This is a genomic window from Pseudokineococcus lusitanus (assembly GCF_003751265.1).
GTDB lineage: Bacteria > Actinomycetota > Actinomycetes > Actinomycetales > Quadrisphaeraceae > Pseudokineococcus > Pseudokineococcus lusitanus.
Window position 1 is genome coordinate 99,312 of record NZ_RJKN01000005.1, and the last position, 14,258, is coordinate 113,569.

Below are 14,258 nucleotides of genomic sequence, written 5' to 3' on the forward strand. Positions count from 1 at the left end.
CGGGCGCGGGGCGTGACCGGCGTCTCCCCGCGCCGGGTGCGTGGAGGTCCGTCGCGCCCACCTAAGATCGCGGGGTGAGAGAGCCCTACGCCGACGCCGGGCCGCTCATGGCCCTGTACGAGTCGGTGGACTGGGCGTCCACCCCGCTCGGCCCGCCGTCGGGCTGGGACCAGGCCCTGCGTCACGCCGTCGGTCTCGTCCTCACGACCCGCTTCCCTGCGACGCTGCTGTGGGGCGACGACCTCGTCCTCGTCTACAACGAGCCCTACGCGGAGACGATCGGCGAGAAGCACCCCGACGCCCTCGGGCGCCGCTGCGTCGACGTCTTCCCCGAGGCGTGGGCCGACATCGAGCCGATGCTCCGCGGCGTCCTCGCCGACGAGGGGCCCACGTGGGCCGAGGACGTCCGGATGCCGCTCGCGGGGCCGGGCGGCAAGGTCCTCGAGCGCTTCTTCACCTTCGGCTACTCGCCGGTCCGGGACGACGAGGGGCGCGTCGTCGGCGTCCTCGACATCACCGCCGAGACGACGCACCAGGTCGTCGACCGCCGGCGCCTCGAGCTCCTGGCGCGCCTCAGCGAGCGGCTCACCGACCTCGAGGACCCCGACCTCCTCGGGGAGGAGGCCCTGCCGCTGCTGCGCGCCGCGGCGCTGGACCTCCCGGAGGTCGACCTCCTGCCCGCGGTCGCCGGGGGCATGCCCGCGGGGCGGGACGTCGTCCTCGGCGGCACGACGGCGGCCGGCCGCACGCGGGCCCTCGTCCGGCTGCCGGGCGCGGCGCCCCGCCCGGAGCGCCCGGTGCTCGTCGTCGGCCTCCACGACGAGGTGCCCGCGGACGGGGTCTACCTCGAGTTCCTCGTGCTCGTCGCGGGCGTCCTCGGGACCGCCCTCGAGCGGGCGCGGGCGCACACCGCCGAGCGGGAGTCGGGAGCGCTGGCGCGCTCGATGTCGGAGGCGCTCCAGCGCGACCTGCTCGGGGAGCTCCCGCAGCCGGCGGGCCTCCAGCTCGCCGCGCGGTACCAGCCGGCCGGGTCGGACCTGCGGGTCGGCGGCGACTGGTACGACGCCTTCGTCGCGGCCGACGGGGGCACGTGCGTCGTCGTCGGGGACGTCAGCGGCCACGACGCCGGGGCCGCCGTCGCGATGGCGCAGGTGCGCAACGTGCTGCGGGGCGTCGGGCACGCCCTCGCGGAGCCGCCCGCCCTCGTGCTGACGGCGCTCGACCGCGCGATGGGCGACCTCCGCGTCGGCGCGCTCGCCACCGGGGTCCTGGCCCGGGTGGAGCCCGTCGACGGCGCCCGCGACGGCGCGCACCTGCTGCGCTGGTCCAACGCCGGCCACCCCCCGCCGGTCCTCGTCCACCCCGACGGCCGGGCGGAGCTGCTGACGCGGCGCAGCGACCTCCTGCTCGGGCTGGGCGTCGAGGCGTCGCGGCGCGACCACGAGGTGCTGATGCCGCCCGGCTCGACGCTGCTGCTCTACACCGACGGCCTCGTGGAGCGGCGGGACGCGCACCTGTCCGACGGGATGACCTGGGTGCGCGAGGCGACGGCGGCGCTCGTGGCCGCCGGCGCGGACGCCGAGGAGCTGTGCGACGCCCTCCTGCAGCAGGTGGGCGCCGAGGTCGACGACGACGTGGCGCTCCTCGCCGTCCGCTGCCGCCGCCGCGGCGCCTGACCCCGGCCGCCCCTCCACGCCGGCCCCTCACCGCCGACTCGTCACCGCCCGCGCCCCTCACCGGCGGCCGGGGCGGGTGGCGGGGTCAGCCGTAGTGGCGGGCCGTCGACCGGCGCTGGGCGTCCTCGAGGGCGAGGAAGCGGGCCTCGGCGTAGGGCGGGAGGACCCGGCGCTCGCGGACGACCCAGGGGAGGCCGGCGAGGGCCGCGCGCACGCCCTGGGCGCTGGTGCGGTCGCGGGGGATGCTGCCGAGCAGGTGCCGCGTCCGGCGGGCGGCCGCCGGCAGCGGGCGCCGCAACCAGGTGAACCACAGCGTGTTGCGGACGCCGTCACGGCGACGGCGCAGCCGCTCCCGGGCGGGCGAGGGCTGGTGGTGGACGACGAGGTCGGGCAGGTAGCAGAGCTCCCAGCCGGCCGCCGCGAGGTCGGACGCCATGAGCTCCTCCTCGCCGCCGAGCCAGAGCCGGCGCGAGAAGCCGCCGACCTCGCGGAAGGCGCTGCGGCGCACCACCGACGCACCCGCGAGGAAGCTGCCGAGCGCCGGCCCGGGCAGCCACGCGGGCCCCTCGACGGGGGAGTCGCGCAGCTCGGCGACGATCGCGTCCTCGCGGGCGCCGGGCTCGACGAGGATGCGCGCGGTCACGCAGGCCAGGGCCGGGTGGGCGGCGAGGACGTCGGCCGCGAGCGCGAGGGAGCCCGGCTCCCACCAGGTGTCGTCGTCGCAGAAGGCCACGAACTCCGGCGCGGGGCCCGGGCCGCGCTCCAGCGCCGCGACGCCCGCGTCGCGGCCCAGCGCGCCGAGGTTCTCGGGCAGCGCGACGAGCAACGCCCAGGGGTGCTCCCGCGCCACGGCCTCGGCCGTCCCGTCGTCCGAGCCGTTGTCGACGACGGCGACGGCGGGCCGCTCGGGGGCGTCCCGCAGCCGCTCGAGGCAGCGCAGGACCTCCTCGCGGCGGCGGTGCGTGATGACGACGACGGCGAGCCTCGGGTCGGCCGACGGCCGCGCGGTGAGCACGGGCGTCGACCCTAGCCAGCGCCTCCGGGCGCGGCCCCGGGGGACGGCGGGTGGACGGGCGGCAGCCGTCGGGTGCACACGTGGTCACAGTTCGCCACCGGGGGGTCGCGGTCGCCCCGTCGCGGGCTACCGTCCGGCTCTCGCGCCCCGCCGAGCCCCACCTCCGCCGATCGGAGCAGCCCGTGAGCCACGTCGTCGTCACCCGTGACGAGCCCGCCCGTCCCCCGGCCCGCGTGGCCGCCCTGCAGCTGGCGCCGGTCCTCGGCGACCTCGCCGGCAACACCGAACGGTCGACCGCCGCGGTCTCCGCGGCGCTCGCGGCGGGCGTCGACCTCGTGGTCCTGCCCGAGCTCGTCACGAGCGGCTACCTCATGGCCGACGCCGACGAGGCGCGCTCGCTCGCCGTCACCGCCGGCTCGTCGGTGCTGACCGGGTGGGCCGACGCCTGCCGGGCGCGGCCCGGCGCCGTCGTCGTCGGCGGCTTCTGCGAGCTGGGCGAGGACGGCGCGGTCCACAACAGCGCCGCCGTCGTCGACGCGTCCGGCGTGCGCGCCGTCTACCGCAAGGTGCATCTGTGGGGCGGCGAGCGGCGGCTGTTCACGCCCGGCGGCGCCGCGCCCACCGTCGTGGAGACGGCGCACGGCCGGGTCGCGGCCCTCATCTGCTACGACCTGGGCTTCCCCGAGTGGCCCCGCGCGGCCGCCCTCGCCGGTGCCGACCTGATCGCCGTGCCGACGAACTGGGAGCGGGGCCCGCGCCCCGCGGGCGAGCGGCCCATCGGCCAGGTCGCGGCCATGGGCGCGGCCCGGGCCAACCACGTCGCCGTCGTCTGCGCCGACCGCACGGGCACCGAGCTCGGCGTCGAGTGGACCGAGGGCTCCGCCGTCGTCAGCGCCGAGGGCTGGGTCGTCAGCGAGCCCGTCGTCGGCGAGGGCACCGCCTGGGCCGACGTCGACCTCCACGCCTCCCGCGACCGCGCCCCGGGCCGGCCGGGCCACTTCTGGAACGACCGCCGGCCCGACCTCTACGGCAGCGTCGTCGCCCCGCTCGTGGACCTGCTGCCCGTCCCGCGGGTCGAGATGGGCGCTGCGGGCGCCGCCGACGCCCTCGACGTGCCCGGGGCGGCGCTGCCCGGCCTCTGACGCCCGGCCGGGGGCCGTCGGCTGGCAGGGCGCTGGGAGCGCACGCAGGAGGGGCTCCGAGGGCGGGCCCGCGGCGGGGCCCGGCTTGCCGGGGGACGGCCCCGTCGCGCATCGTGGACGGCTGCCGGGCGCCGTCGACGTCGCCGCCGTACGCCACCAGCCCCCGGAGGTCCGCCCCCGTGCACCTGCCTGCCCTGCTCGCCACGACCGCTCCCGACGAGGAGGGCTCGGGCGCCGTCACCGAGGCGGCCCTGCCCTCCGACATCGTCGAGGCGTCGGCGTCCACCGTGCTGCTGTACCTGCTCGTCGGCGTCGCGGCGGCCTTCGTCGTCGGCCTGCTCGTCACGGGCGTCGCCCGCCGGGTCGGACGCCGGTCGGCCGTCGTCGCCGACGTCGAGCAGCGCGCTCGGCGGCCCTTCCGGGTGCTGCTCGTCGTCGTGGCGGCCCGGGTGGTCCTCGAGGCCGCGACGCTGCAGGCCGGGTGGGCGGAGCCGCTCGCCTACGTGGCCAACCTCGTCATCATCGCGATGGTCGCCTGGATCGTGGCGTCGGCCGTCTTCGTCCTCGAGGACGTGACGCTCTCGCGCTACGGGACGGACGTCGCCGACAACCGGCGCGCCCGCCGCGTCCAGACCCAGGCGTCGCTGCTCCGCCGGCTCACCGTCGCGATCATCGTCGTCTTCGCCGTCGGCGCGATGCTCCTCACCATCCCCGGCGCGCGGGAGTACGGCGCCACCCTCTTCGCCTCGGCCGGCGTCGTGGGCATCGTGGCCGGCCTCGCCGCGCAGACCTCCATCGCCAACCTCTTCGCCGGCCTGCAGATCGCCTTCACGGACGGCATCCGCGTCGACGACGTCGTCGTCGTCGAGGGGGAGTGGGGGCGCATCGAGGAGATCACCCTCACCTACGTGGTGGTCCACGTCTGGGACGACCGGCGCCTCATCCTCCCGTCGACGTACTTCACGACGACGCCCTTCGAGAACTGGACGCGCAAGGACTCGCAGGTCATGGGCACCGTCATGCTCGACGTCGACTGGTCGGTCCCGCTCGAGGGCCTGCGCGCCGAGCTGGACCGCGTGCTGGCCGCCACCGACCGGTGGGACGGCCGCGTGGGCCTGCTGCAGGTCATGGACGCCGTCGGCGGGGCGATCAACCTCCGGGTCATCGTCAGCGCCGTCGACGGGCCGACGCTCGCGGACCTGCGCGCCGAGGTCCGCGAGGCCCTCGTCGTGTGGATGCAGGTCAACGCGCCGGACGCCCTCCCGCGCAGCCGCGTGGCCGACGTCGCCGGCGGCGCCACGACGGGCGGCCGGCCGGTCCACGAGGAGCGCGAGGAGCCGCGCCTGCCGGTCGAGCAGCGCACGGGGACGCACCCGACGCCGCCCGCGCCACCGGCCCCGCGCCGGGCGGGGAGCGCCGACGAGCAGCGGCCCGCACCCTCCACGGGGGAGACGGGCCTGTTCACCGGCAGCATCGCCGCCGTCACGCGCGCGCGGGACTTCCAGGGCCCGGGCGAGTCCGAGATGGCCGAGCGCCGCGCCGCCGACGCCGCCCGCTCGGGCGAGCGTGACGGCGCCGACACCGCGGACGAGCCCCGCAGCTGGCGGGACGAGCTGGCCGCCGACCGGGACCCGGCGCAGCGCTGACCGACGCCGCACCGCCCCGTCGTGGTCCCACGTCCAGGAGGCGGTGGTCAGGCGGGGCGGTGCGCGTGGTCCGCGGTCCAGGCGAGCAGGTCCTCGACCGGCCAGGTGTTGACGACCCGCTCGGGCGGGACGCCGCAGCGGGCGGCGCGGGCGCAGCCGCGCTCCTGCCAGTCCAGCTGGCCGGGGGCGTGGGCGTCGGTGTCGATGCTGAAGAGGCACCCGGCCTCGACGGCCAGGCGCAGCAGGCGCAGCGGCGGGTCGAGCCGCTCGGGGCGCGAGTTGACCTCCACCGCCACCCCGGCCTCCGCGCAGGCGGCGAAGACGGCCCCGGCGTCGAACTCGCTCTCCGGGCGCGCCTTCCCGACGCCCTCGCGCGGCTGCACGTACCGGCCCGTGCAGTGGCCGAGCACGTCGGTGTGCGGGTCCTGCACGGCGCGGACCATGCGCCGGGTCATCGCCCGCCGCTCCATCCGCAGCTCGGAGTGGACCGAGGCGACGACGACGTCGAGCCGGCCGAGCAGCTCGTCCTCCTGGTCGAGCGCGCCGTCGGAGAGGACGTCGACCTCGATGCCCGAGAGCAGCCGGAAGGGGGCCAGCGGCGCCGCCAGCCCGTCGAGCAGCTCCAGCTGCTTCCGCAGCCGCGCCGGCGTCAGCCCGTGGGCGACCTTGAGGCGGGGCGAGTGGTCGGTGAGCGCCGCGTACTCGTGGCCGAGCTCGACGGCCGTGACGGCCATGTCCTCCACGGGGCTGCCGCCGTCGCTCCAGTCGGAGTGCAGGTGCAGGTCGCCGCGCAGGGCGGCCCGCAGCGCCGCGCCGCCCGCCGCCCCCTCGTCGTCCGGGTCGACGAGCGGGGCCTGCCGCTCCTCGAGCTCGACGAGGTAGGCCGGTCGCCGGCCGGCCGCGACGTCGGCGACGAGGGCGGCCGTCGTGCGCCCGACGCCGGGCAGCTCGTCGAGGGTGCCGGCGTCCACGCGCCGGGCCAGCTCGTCGGGCGGCGTGCGGCCGATCGTCGTCGCCGCCCCCCGGAAGGCCTTGACCCGGTGGGTGCTCGCCAGCTCGCGCTCGAGGAGGAAGGCGGTGCGCCGCAGCGCCCCGAGCACCTCCGCGGCCAGGTCCGTCTCGTCCCGCCGGTCCGCCACCCCCCGACCGTAGGTCGTCGCGACCCGTCCGGGTCACTCGTGCCCTCCGGGGCACGGGGCGGTGCTCGGCGGCGTAGCGTGCGCGGAGGTCGGCAGGGGGGTCGTGCACAGCCCGGGCGGGCCCGTGGGCGCGAGCGCGCCCCGACGTCTCGGGGGAGATGAGGAGCAGGTGTGGCACCCGAGAGCGGTCGGCCCGACGGCGGGCAGGTCACGCCCGTCCCCCTCCCCCCGGTGCCCCCCGGCGCGCTCGGCGACGTCGAGCTGGCCGACGAGATCGAGCTCTACGGCGCCGTCGTCGTCGCCGCCTCGGAGAAGGACGGGTCGCTGACCCCCGCCGAGATCGACGACGCCCTCGGGGTCGACGACGCCCCGGCGGCCGACGGGGGCGGGGCCGCGGTGGACGGCGACGGCGGGGCGCTGCCCTAGCCTGGTCCGCCCCCGGCCCCCGCGGCCGCCCGTCCCGCAGGAGGTCCCGTGCGTCTGCGCCCGCGCTCGCAGGGCTCCTTCCCGGTCCTCTTCGGCCGCGTCGCCGGCTCCGTCCTCGCGGGGGCGCAGGTGCTGGCCGAGCTCCTCGGCGGCCCGGCCGCCGCCCGGCCCGCCCTGCTCGCCCGCCTCGTCGAGGCCGAGCACGACGCCGACGACGCCGTCCACCTCGTCGCCCGGCGCCTCACCTCGACCTTCGGCCCGCCCTTCGCCCGGCGCGACGTCCAGCACCTGGCGCAGGCCCTCGACACGTGCCTCGACGAGATCACCGCCACCGCACGGCTCGTCGTCGTCCACCGCCTCGAGACGTTGCCGCGCGAGGTCGTCGACGTCGCGCAGGTCCTCGTCCGCCAGGCCGAGCTGACGGTGGCGGCCATGCCGCGCGTCGAGCAGGCCGACCGCCTCGCCGAGTACTGGGTCGAGGTCAACCGCCTCGACAACCGCGCGTCGGAGGTCCTCCTCGGGCTGCGCGCCACGACCCTCGACCTCGCCGAGCAGTCCGGCGACCTCGTGCGCGCGCTGCGCCTGCGCGACGTCGTCGAGCGGCTCGAGGCGGCCACCGCCGCCTTCGAGCGCCTCGCGCACGTCGTCGAGACCATCGCCCTCGTGGAGCCCTGATGAGCCCTCACCCGTGACGGCCCTGCTCGTGGCCGTCGTCGTCCTGGCCCTCGCCTTCGCCGTCTCCAACGGCCTCCACGGCGCGGCCGGCACCACGGCGGCGCCCGTCGCGGTGCGCGCGCTCGACCCCAGGGCCGCGGCCCTGCTCGCGGCTGTCCTCGTGGTCCTCGGCGGCCTCCTCGGCGGGCTGTGGGTGACCCTCGCGGTGCCCGACGTCGCCGTCGTCCCGTCCGGCCCCGAGGGCCTGCGCGTGCTCGTGGCGGCGCTGGCGGGCGCCCTCGTCTGGAACCTCGTCACCTTCTGGCGGGGGCTGCCCACCTCGACGACGCAGGCCCTCTTCGGCGGCGTCGCCGGCGCGGGGCTGGGCTCGTCGACGGGCGGCGTCCGCTGGGACGCCCTGCTCGGGGCGGTGGTGGTGCCGGCGTTCGTCGTCGTCGTCGTGGTCGGCGGCCTGTCCGCGGCGACGTACCTGCTGCTGTGCCGCCTCGCGGCGGCGGCGATGCCGGCGCGCGCCCACCGCCGGATGCGGACGGCCACGGCCGTCGCGGCGGCGGCCACCGCGGTCGGCAGCGGCGTCATCGACGCGCAGCGCACCGCGGCCGTCGTCGTCACCGGGCTGGTGGCGGCGGGCACGGTGCCGGGGGCCAGCACGCTCGACCACCCGGACCCGCCCGTGTGGGCCGTCGTCGTCGTGGCGGTCGCGCTGGCCGCCGGCTACGCGACCGGCGGCCGCCCCATCGCCCGGACGGTGGGGGAGCGGCTGGTGACCCTCGACGCCCCGGCCGCGCTCGCCGCCCAGACCGCGACGGCCGGCGCGCTGCACGTCTCCGCGCTGATCCTCGGGCAGCCGGTCTCGACGTCCCTCTCGGTGACGTCGGCCGTTGTCGGCGCGGGCGCCGCCACGTCGCTGCGCCGGGTGCGCTGGCACGTGGTCCGGCGGGTGCTCGTCGCGTGGGTGGTCACCGTCCCGGCGTCGGCGCTGCTCGCGGCCGTCGTCGTCGTCGTGCTCGACCTGCTCGCCGGGGCGTGACCGCGGCGCCCGGCCCGCGCGCCGCACGACCCCGGGACGCACGGACGCCCGGCCCCCGAGGGGGACCGGGCGTCCGGCGCGAGGGGGTCCGGCTCAGCCGAAGCGGCCGCTGACGTAGTCCTCGGTGGCCTTGACGGACGGCGTCGAGAAGATCGTCTCGGTGGCGTCCATCTCGATGAGCTTGCCCGGCTTGCCGGTGCCCGCGATGTTGAAGAAGGCCGTGCGGTCCGACACCCGGGACGCCTGCTGCATGTTGTGGGTGACGATGACGATCGTGTAGTCCTTCTTCAGCTCGACCATGAGGTCCTCGATGGCGAGGGTCGAGATGGGGTCGAGCGCGGAGCACGGCTCGTCCATGAGGAGCACCTGCGGCTGCACCGCGATGGCGCGGGCGATGCACAGCCGCTGCTGCTGACCGCCGGAGAGGCCGGCGCCCGGGCGGTCGAGGCGGTCCTTGACCTCGTTCCAGAGGTTGGCGCCCTGCAGCGCGCGCTCGACGAGGTCGTCGGCCTCCGAGCGCTTGAGGCGCTTGTTGTTGAGGCGCATGCCGGCGAGGACGTTCTCAGCGATGGACATCGTCGGGAACGGGTTGGGGCGCTGGAACACCATGCCGATGTTGCGCCGCACGTCCACGGGGTCCATGTCGCTGCCGTAGAGGTCCTGGCCGTCGAGGACGACCTTGCCGTCGACGCGGGCGCCGGGGATGACCTCGTGCATGCGGTTGAGCGACCGGAGGAAGGTCGACTTGCCGCAGCCGGACGGGCCGATGAGGGCCGTGACGCTACGGGGCTCGATGGCCATCGAGACGCCCTCGACGGCCAGGAAGGAGCCGTAGTAGATGTCGAGGTCGGAGACGTCGATGCGACGGCTCATGGAGGGCCTCCTGCGGGTGTCGCCGGCGGGTCGGGGGGTCAGGTCGGGGCGGGCGGGTCGCGCGGCGCCGGCGGGCCCGACGCGGCCGGCGCTCACCGGGCGCCCTTGGGGGCGAGGGCGCGGGCCACGACACGGGCCACGACGTTGAGCAGCATGACGATGATGATGAGCAGGAGCGCCGCCGTCCAGGCCCGGTCGATCGCGGCCTCGGCCGGGACGCCCGGCTGCGTGAACTGGTAGTAGGCGTACACCGGGAGCGTGGCCATGCGCCCGTCGAAGGGGTTGAGGTTCAGCCCGGTCGTGATGCCGACCGTGACGAGCAGCGGGGCCGTCTCCCCGATGACGCGGGCGATGGCGATGGTGATGCCGCTCGCGATGCCCGAGACGGCGGTCGGGAGGACCACCTTGACGATGGTCAGCCACTTGGGGACGCCGAGGGCGTAGGCGGCCTCGCGCAGCTCGGCCGGCACGATCTTCAGCATCTCCTCCACCGACCGGACGACGATCGGGATCATCAGCACCGACAGGGCGACGGAGCCGATGACGCCCATCCGGACGCCCGGGCCGAAGAAGAGCGTGAAGAGGGCGATGGCGAAGAGCCCGGCGACGATCGACGGGATGCCCGTCATGACGTCGACGAGGAACGTGATCCAGCGGGCCAGCTTCCCGCCGCCGTACTCGACGAGGTAGATGGCGGTCATGACGCCGATGGGCACCGAGATGAGGGTCGCGATGAGGGTGATGATGAGCGTGCCCATCATCGCGTGGTAAGCGCCGCCGCCCTCGCCGACGACCCCGAGCATCGAGAAGGTGAGGAACTCGCCGTCGAGGCGCCGTGCGCCGCGGCTGATCACCGTGAAGAGCAGCGACAGGAGCGGCGCGAGCGCCACCGCGAAGGCGATGGTGACGAGGCACGTGACGAAGCGGTCCGTCGCCCGGCGCGGCCCCTCGACGGCGCGCGAGGCGCCGACGAGGAGCAGGGTCGCCACCGCGGCGCCGACGACGGCGGCGAGGATCGCCGAGGTGCCCGTGACGGCCAGCGCCACCGCCAGCAGCACGGCGAGGCCGACGGCACCCGCCGGCGCCCACCGGGGCAGCCGCCCGCTGCCGCTGCCGAGGGAGGTGGGCCGCGGCCCGGGCGGGGTGGTGCCGGGGACGCCCGGCGCCGACGGGGCGGCGGGGGGCGGCGAGGTGCGGCTCATCCGGCAGCTCCCGAGAAGTCCTTGCGGCGGTTGACGACGGCGCGCGCGGCGAAGTTGACGGCGAAGGTGACGACGAAGAGGACGAGGCCCGTGGCGATGAGCGTGTTGACGCCGAGCCCGGTGGCCTCGGGGAACTGCAGCGCGATGTTCGCCGCGATCGTCGTCGGGTTCCCGCTGCTGATGAGGTTGAACGTGATGCCCACGGCGGAGCCGGACAGGACGAGGGCCACGGCCATCGTCTCGCCGAGGGCGCGGCCCAGACCGAGCATCGACGCGCTGATGATGCCGGAGCGGCCGTAGGGGATGACCGCGTACCGGATCATCTCCCACCGGGTCGCCCCGAGGGCCAGCGCGGCCTCCTCGTGGAGACGGGGCGTCTGGAGGAACACCTCACGGGACAACGCCGTGATGATCGGCAGGATCATCACGGCGAGCACGAGCGAGGCCGTGAGGATCGTCCGGCCGGTCGCCGAGGCGGGGCCGGCGAAGAAGGGGACCCAGCCGACGTTCTCCGCGAGCCAGGCGTAGGCCGGCTGCAGCGTCGGCGCGAGGACGAAGACGCCCCAGAGGCCGTAGACGATGCTCGGCACGGCGGCGAGGAGGTCGACGACGTACCCGAGGGCCTGGGACAGGCGCCGAGGGGCGTAGTGCGACGTGAAGAGCGCGATGCCCACGGCGAAGGGCGTCGCCACGACGAGGGCGACGAGCGAGGCGAGGATCGTGCCGAAGAGCAGCGGCACGACGTAGACCGCGAGGCCCTCGCCGCCGGGCAGGTCCGCCGGGTCGGCGGTGATGGCCGGGAAGGCCTGGACGAGGAGGAAGAGCGCGACGCCCGCGAGGACGACGAGGATGAGGACGGCGCTGCCCGCCGCCGCCCCGGAGAACGCGGTGTCCCCGGGGCGGCGCCGGGCGCCCGTCGACCGGGCGGGAGTGGCGACGGGCGCGGCCATGGTCAGCTGCCGGCGATGAGGGCGATGGAGTCCTCGGCCTCGGCGCGGAGCTCGTCCGAGATCGGCGCGGAGCCGGCGGCCTCCTCGGAGGCGGCCTGGCCGTCCTCGGACACGACGTAGGACATCCAGGCCGCGACGAGCTCGCCCGTGGCGGCGTCCTCGTAGCCCTTGCAGGCGATGCCGTAGCTCACGAGGATCACCGGGTAGGCGCCGGCCTCGGTCGTCGTCCGGTCGATGTCGATGGCGATGTCGCCCTCGGGCCGACCCTCGACGCGGGTGGAGACGTCGAGCGCCGTGGCGGCGGCCTCCTCGGTGGGCAGGACGAAGTCGTCGCCCACGCCGACCGCGACGACGCCGAGGTCGGCGGCCTGGCTCGCGTCGGCGTAGCCGATGGCGCCGGCGCCCGCCTGGACGGCCGAGATGACGCCGGACGTGCCCTGGGCGGCCTCGCCGCCGGCGATCGGGAAGACGCCGTCGGGCTCCTCGGTCCAGACGTCGGGCGCCGTGGCCGAGAGGAACTCCGTGAAGTTCTCCGTGGTGCCGGAGTCGTCGGAGCGGTTGACCGGGGTGATGGCCTGCGCGGGGAGGGTCGCGTCGGGGTTGTCGGCCGCGATCTCGGGGGCGTCCCACGAGGTGATGGTCTGGTTGAAGATGCCGGCGATCGTCGCGGGCGAGAGCTGCAGGTCCTCGACGCCCTCGAGGTTGTAGACGACGGCGATGGGGGAGACGTAGACGGGGATGTCGATCGCCCCGTCCGTGCAGACCGACTCGGCCTGGGTCAGCTCCTCGTCGTCCAGGTAGGCGTCGGAGCCGGCGAAGCTCACGGCGCCCGCGAGGAACTGCTCGCGGCCGGCGCCGGAGCCGGAGGGCTCGTAGTTGACCGTCACGTCGGGGTTCTGGCTGTTGAAGCCCGCGACCCACGCCTGGACGGCGGCCTGCTGCGAGCTGGCGCCCGCACCGTTGAGGTCGCCGGAGAGGTCGCCGCCGCCCTCAGGGGCCTCGCCGGAGGCGCTGGGGTCTCCCGCGCCGCCGCCCGAGGCGTCGGGCTCGTTGGCCGCGCTGCAGGCGGCGAGGGAGAGGGCGAGGGCCGCGGCGGACGTCGTCGCCAGGGCGGCGCGCGCCGCGCGCGAGGTGGTGCTGCGCATGAGGTGGTGGCCTCTCGTCGAAGGGCGGCCGGGTGGCCGTCGGGGCGACGTGGTCCGCCGCCGGGCACGACGCTAAGGAGGGCGGGTGTCGCCGTCGGACTGCCTCGGTGAACGCCGGGTGAACGAGGCATGGCAGGGCGGCGCGACCGGCGACGCGGCGGTGGGGGTCGTCGACGCAGCGTCAGGGTGGCACGTCGTGGCCGTGTCCGGAAGGCCCCGGCTCGCACCGCTCGTCACGCTCCGGCACCGCCGGCCACCGGCCGCGCGAGGGGCCCGGCGTCAGGGGAGGGGGCGGTGCCGCTCCACCGCGACCACCCGCTCGGTGCGGCGGCACACGTGCGCCACGAGGGCCTCGCCGGGCGCCAGCCAGGGGTCGTCGCTCGGGACCGCCTCTGCCGCACCGGGGTGCGCGGCGCGCTCGGCGAGCGTCGCGAGCACCGTCGCGAGGACGGGACGGTGCGTGCACAGCACCACCGGCCGCCCCTTGGCCACGAGCTTCGCCGTGTACGCGGCCACCTTCCCCGGGTCACGGCGGTGCGCCGACTCGGTGAGCCGGCCCTTCGTCCGCAGCCGGGTGCCCGTGGCCTCGACGAAGGGACGCACCGTCTGCAGGCACCGCTCCCACGGGCTCGAGACGACGCGGGCGGGGGCCCACGAGCGGAGGAGGACGGCGAGCTGTGCGGCCTCGCGGCGCCCGGCGCCCACGAGCGGGCGGTCGGCCTCGTCGTGCGCCCACACCGTCGTGGGACGGGCGTGGCCGTGCCGGACGACGACGAGCGGCCACGTCTCCAGCGCCCCCTCGCGGTGGGCCGCGACGAGCGCGCGCAGCTGGACCTGGTCGCCGCGGCGGGTCAGCCGCCGCGCGGCCTCCTCGACGTCGACCCAGGCCGTCCGGTCCACCTCGTGGGGCCGCGGCGGGCGGGGCGAGGTGCCCTGCGGGACGTGCGCGGCCCAGTACTGCACCTGCTTGACGACGCGCTCGGACCGGCCGCGGTCGCGCTCGGACCGGCTGGTGCCCAGCACGTACCGCGCCGTGGGCAGCGGGCGGCCGAGCGCGATGCGCAGCCCCGTCTCCTCGGCGACCTCGCGGACGGCGGCGACGGCCGCGGGCTCGCCCGCCTCGAGCTTGCCCTTGGGGAACGACCAGTCGTCGTACCGCGGGCGGTGCACGAGGAGCACCCGCAGGACGCCGCCGCGCACGTGCCAGCACAGGGCGCCGGCGGCGCGGACGGGGTCGGCGCGGTGGGTGCCGCCCGCCGGGTGGCCGGCGACCCCCGGGACCGGGCCCGGGGGCGGCCCGGGCAGGGGGCCGGGCACCGCCGGGGCGGGCGGCGGCGTC

At 76.8% G+C, this 14,258-nt stretch carries 13 protein-coding genes; 6 read left to right on the top strand and 7 right to left on the bottom strand.

The window, feature by feature from the left end; translation table 11 throughout:
• The first annotated feature begins 74 nt into the window (after nucleotides 1-74).
• Nucleotides 75-1,676 carry a SpoIIE family protein phosphatase gene (locus tag EDC03_RS10520; protein WP_123380207.1) on the top strand — a complete coding sequence of 534 codons (1,602 nt, stop codon included), beginning with the start codon at nucleotides 75-77 and terminating at the stop codon, nucleotides 1,674-1,676.
• Between the two features lie 85 nt (nucleotides 1,677-1,761).
• Here the strand turns inward: EDC03_RS10520 and EDC03_RS10525 are convergent, their stop codons facing one another.
• Nucleotides 1,762-2,691: a glycosyltransferase family 2 protein gene (locus EDC03_RS10525; protein ID WP_123380208.1), complete on the bottom strand. Its 930-nt coding sequence runs from the start codon at nucleotides 2,689-2,691 to the stop codon at nucleotides 1,762-1,764.
• Between the two features lie 182 nt (nucleotides 2,692-2,873).
• Here EDC03_RS10525 and EDC03_RS10530 point away from each other — a divergent pair, with 182 nt between their 5' ends.
• Both EDC03_RS10530 and EDC03_RS10535 read left to right on the top strand, forming a co-directional pair.
• Nucleotides 2,874-3,833 (top strand): nitrilase-related carbon-nitrogen hydrolase, encoded by a 960-nt coding sequence (locus tag EDC03_RS10530; RefSeq protein WP_123380209.1) that lies wholly within the window; start codon nucleotides 2,874-2,876, stop codon nucleotides 3,831-3,833.
• A 179-nt stretch (nucleotides 3,834-4,012) separates the two neighbouring features.
• Nucleotides 4,013-5,479 carry a mechanosensitive ion channel family protein gene (locus tag EDC03_RS10535; protein ID WP_199720155.1) on the top strand — a complete coding sequence of 489 codons (1,467 nt, stop codon included), beginning with the start codon at nucleotides 4,013-4,015 and terminating at the stop codon, nucleotides 5,477-5,479.
• Nucleotides 5,480-5,526: 47 nt separating this feature from the next.
• Here EDC03_RS10535 and EDC03_RS10540 read toward each other — a convergent pair whose 3' ends face one another.
• Nucleotides 5,527-6,618, bottom strand: a complete 1,092-nt coding sequence (locus EDC03_RS10540) for a PHP domain-containing protein (protein ID WP_241967140.1) — start codon at nucleotides 6,616-6,618, stop codon at nucleotides 5,527-5,529.
• A 171-nt stretch (nucleotides 6,619-6,789) separates the two neighbouring features.
• On the opposite strand from EDC03_RS10540, the gene EDC03_RS10545 reads away from it, so the two are divergent.
• The 3 genes from EDC03_RS10545 to EDC03_RS10555 are packed head-to-tail and all read left to right on the top strand — an operon-like array spanning nucleotide 6,790 to nucleotide 8,749.
• Nucleotides 6,790-7,044: a hypothetical protein gene (locus EDC03_RS10545; RefSeq protein WP_199720156.1), complete on the top strand. Its 255-nt coding sequence runs from the start codon at nucleotides 6,790-6,792 to the stop codon at nucleotides 7,042-7,044.
• Between the two features lie 48 nt (nucleotides 7,045-7,092).
• Nucleotides 7,093-7,719 carry a DUF47 domain-containing protein gene (locus EDC03_RS10550; RefSeq protein ID WP_123380210.1) on the top strand — a complete coding sequence of 209 codons (627 nt, stop codon included), beginning with the start codon at nucleotides 7,093-7,095 and terminating at the stop codon, nucleotides 7,717-7,719.
• Nucleotides 7,720-7,732: 13 nt separating this feature from the next.
• Entirely contained in the window at nucleotides 7,733-8,749 is a 1,017-nt protein-coding gene (locus EDC03_RS10555; RefSeq protein WP_123380211.1) for an inorganic phosphate transporter, read from the top strand.
• Between the two features lie 93 nt (nucleotides 8,750-8,842).
• On the opposite strand, the gene pstB is transcribed toward EDC03_RS10555, so the two are convergent.
• The 5 genes from pstB to EDC03_RS10580 form a co-directional block, all read right to left on the bottom strand.
• Complete coding sequence (gene pstB / locus EDC03_RS10560) at nucleotides 8,843-9,622, bottom strand: phosphate ABC transporter ATP-binding protein PstB (protein ID WP_123380212.1); 780 nt, start codon at nucleotides 9,620-9,622, stop codon at nucleotides 8,843-8,845.
• 92 nt (nucleotides 9,623-9,714) lie between these two features.
• Nucleotides 9,715-10,824, bottom strand: a complete 1,110-nt coding sequence (gene pstA, locus EDC03_RS10565) for a phosphate ABC transporter permease PstA (RefSeq protein ID WP_123380213.1) — start codon at nucleotides 10,822-10,824, stop codon at nucleotides 9,715-9,717.
• Nucleotides 10,821-11,774 carry a phosphate ABC transporter permease subunit PstC gene (pstC, locus tag EDC03_RS10570; RefSeq protein WP_123380214.1) on the bottom strand — a complete coding sequence of 318 codons (954 nt, stop codon included), beginning with the start codon at nucleotides 11,772-11,774 and terminating at the stop codon, nucleotides 10,821-10,823. The genes pstA and pstC overlap by 4 nt, the downstream gene beginning before the upstream one ends.
• A gap of 2 nt (nucleotides 11,775-11,776) precedes the next feature.
• Nucleotides 11,777-12,919 carry a phosphate ABC transporter substrate-binding protein PstS gene (pstS, locus tag EDC03_RS10575; protein WP_123380215.1) on the bottom strand — a complete coding sequence of 381 codons (1,143 nt, stop codon included), beginning with the start codon at nucleotides 12,917-12,919 and terminating at the stop codon, nucleotides 11,777-11,779.
• Between the two features lie 279 nt (nucleotides 12,920-13,198).
• Entirely contained in the window at nucleotides 13,199-14,236 is a 1,038-nt protein-coding gene (locus EDC03_RS10580) for an NUDIX hydrolase (RefSeq protein ID WP_199720157.1), read from the bottom strand.
• Nucleotides 14,237-14,258 lie beyond the last annotated feature (22 nt).

Excerpts from the sequence above, each read along its gene's own strand:
- pstB (WP_123380212.1), bottom strand. The coding sequence starts at position 9,622 with ATGAGCCGTCGCATCGACGTCTCCGACCTCGACATCTACTACGGCTCC.
- pstA (WP_123380213.1), bottom strand. The coding sequence starts at position 10,824 with ATGAGCCGCACCTCGCCGCCCCCCGCCGCCCCGTCGGCGCCGGGCGTC.
- pstC (WP_123380214.1), bottom strand. The coding sequence starts at position 11,774 with ATGGCCGCGCCCGTCGCCACTCCCGCCCGGTCGACGGGCGCCCGGCGC.
- pstS (WP_123380215.1), bottom strand. The coding sequence starts at position 12,919 with ATGCGCAGCACCACCTCGCGCGCGGCGCGCGCCGCCCTGGCGACGACG.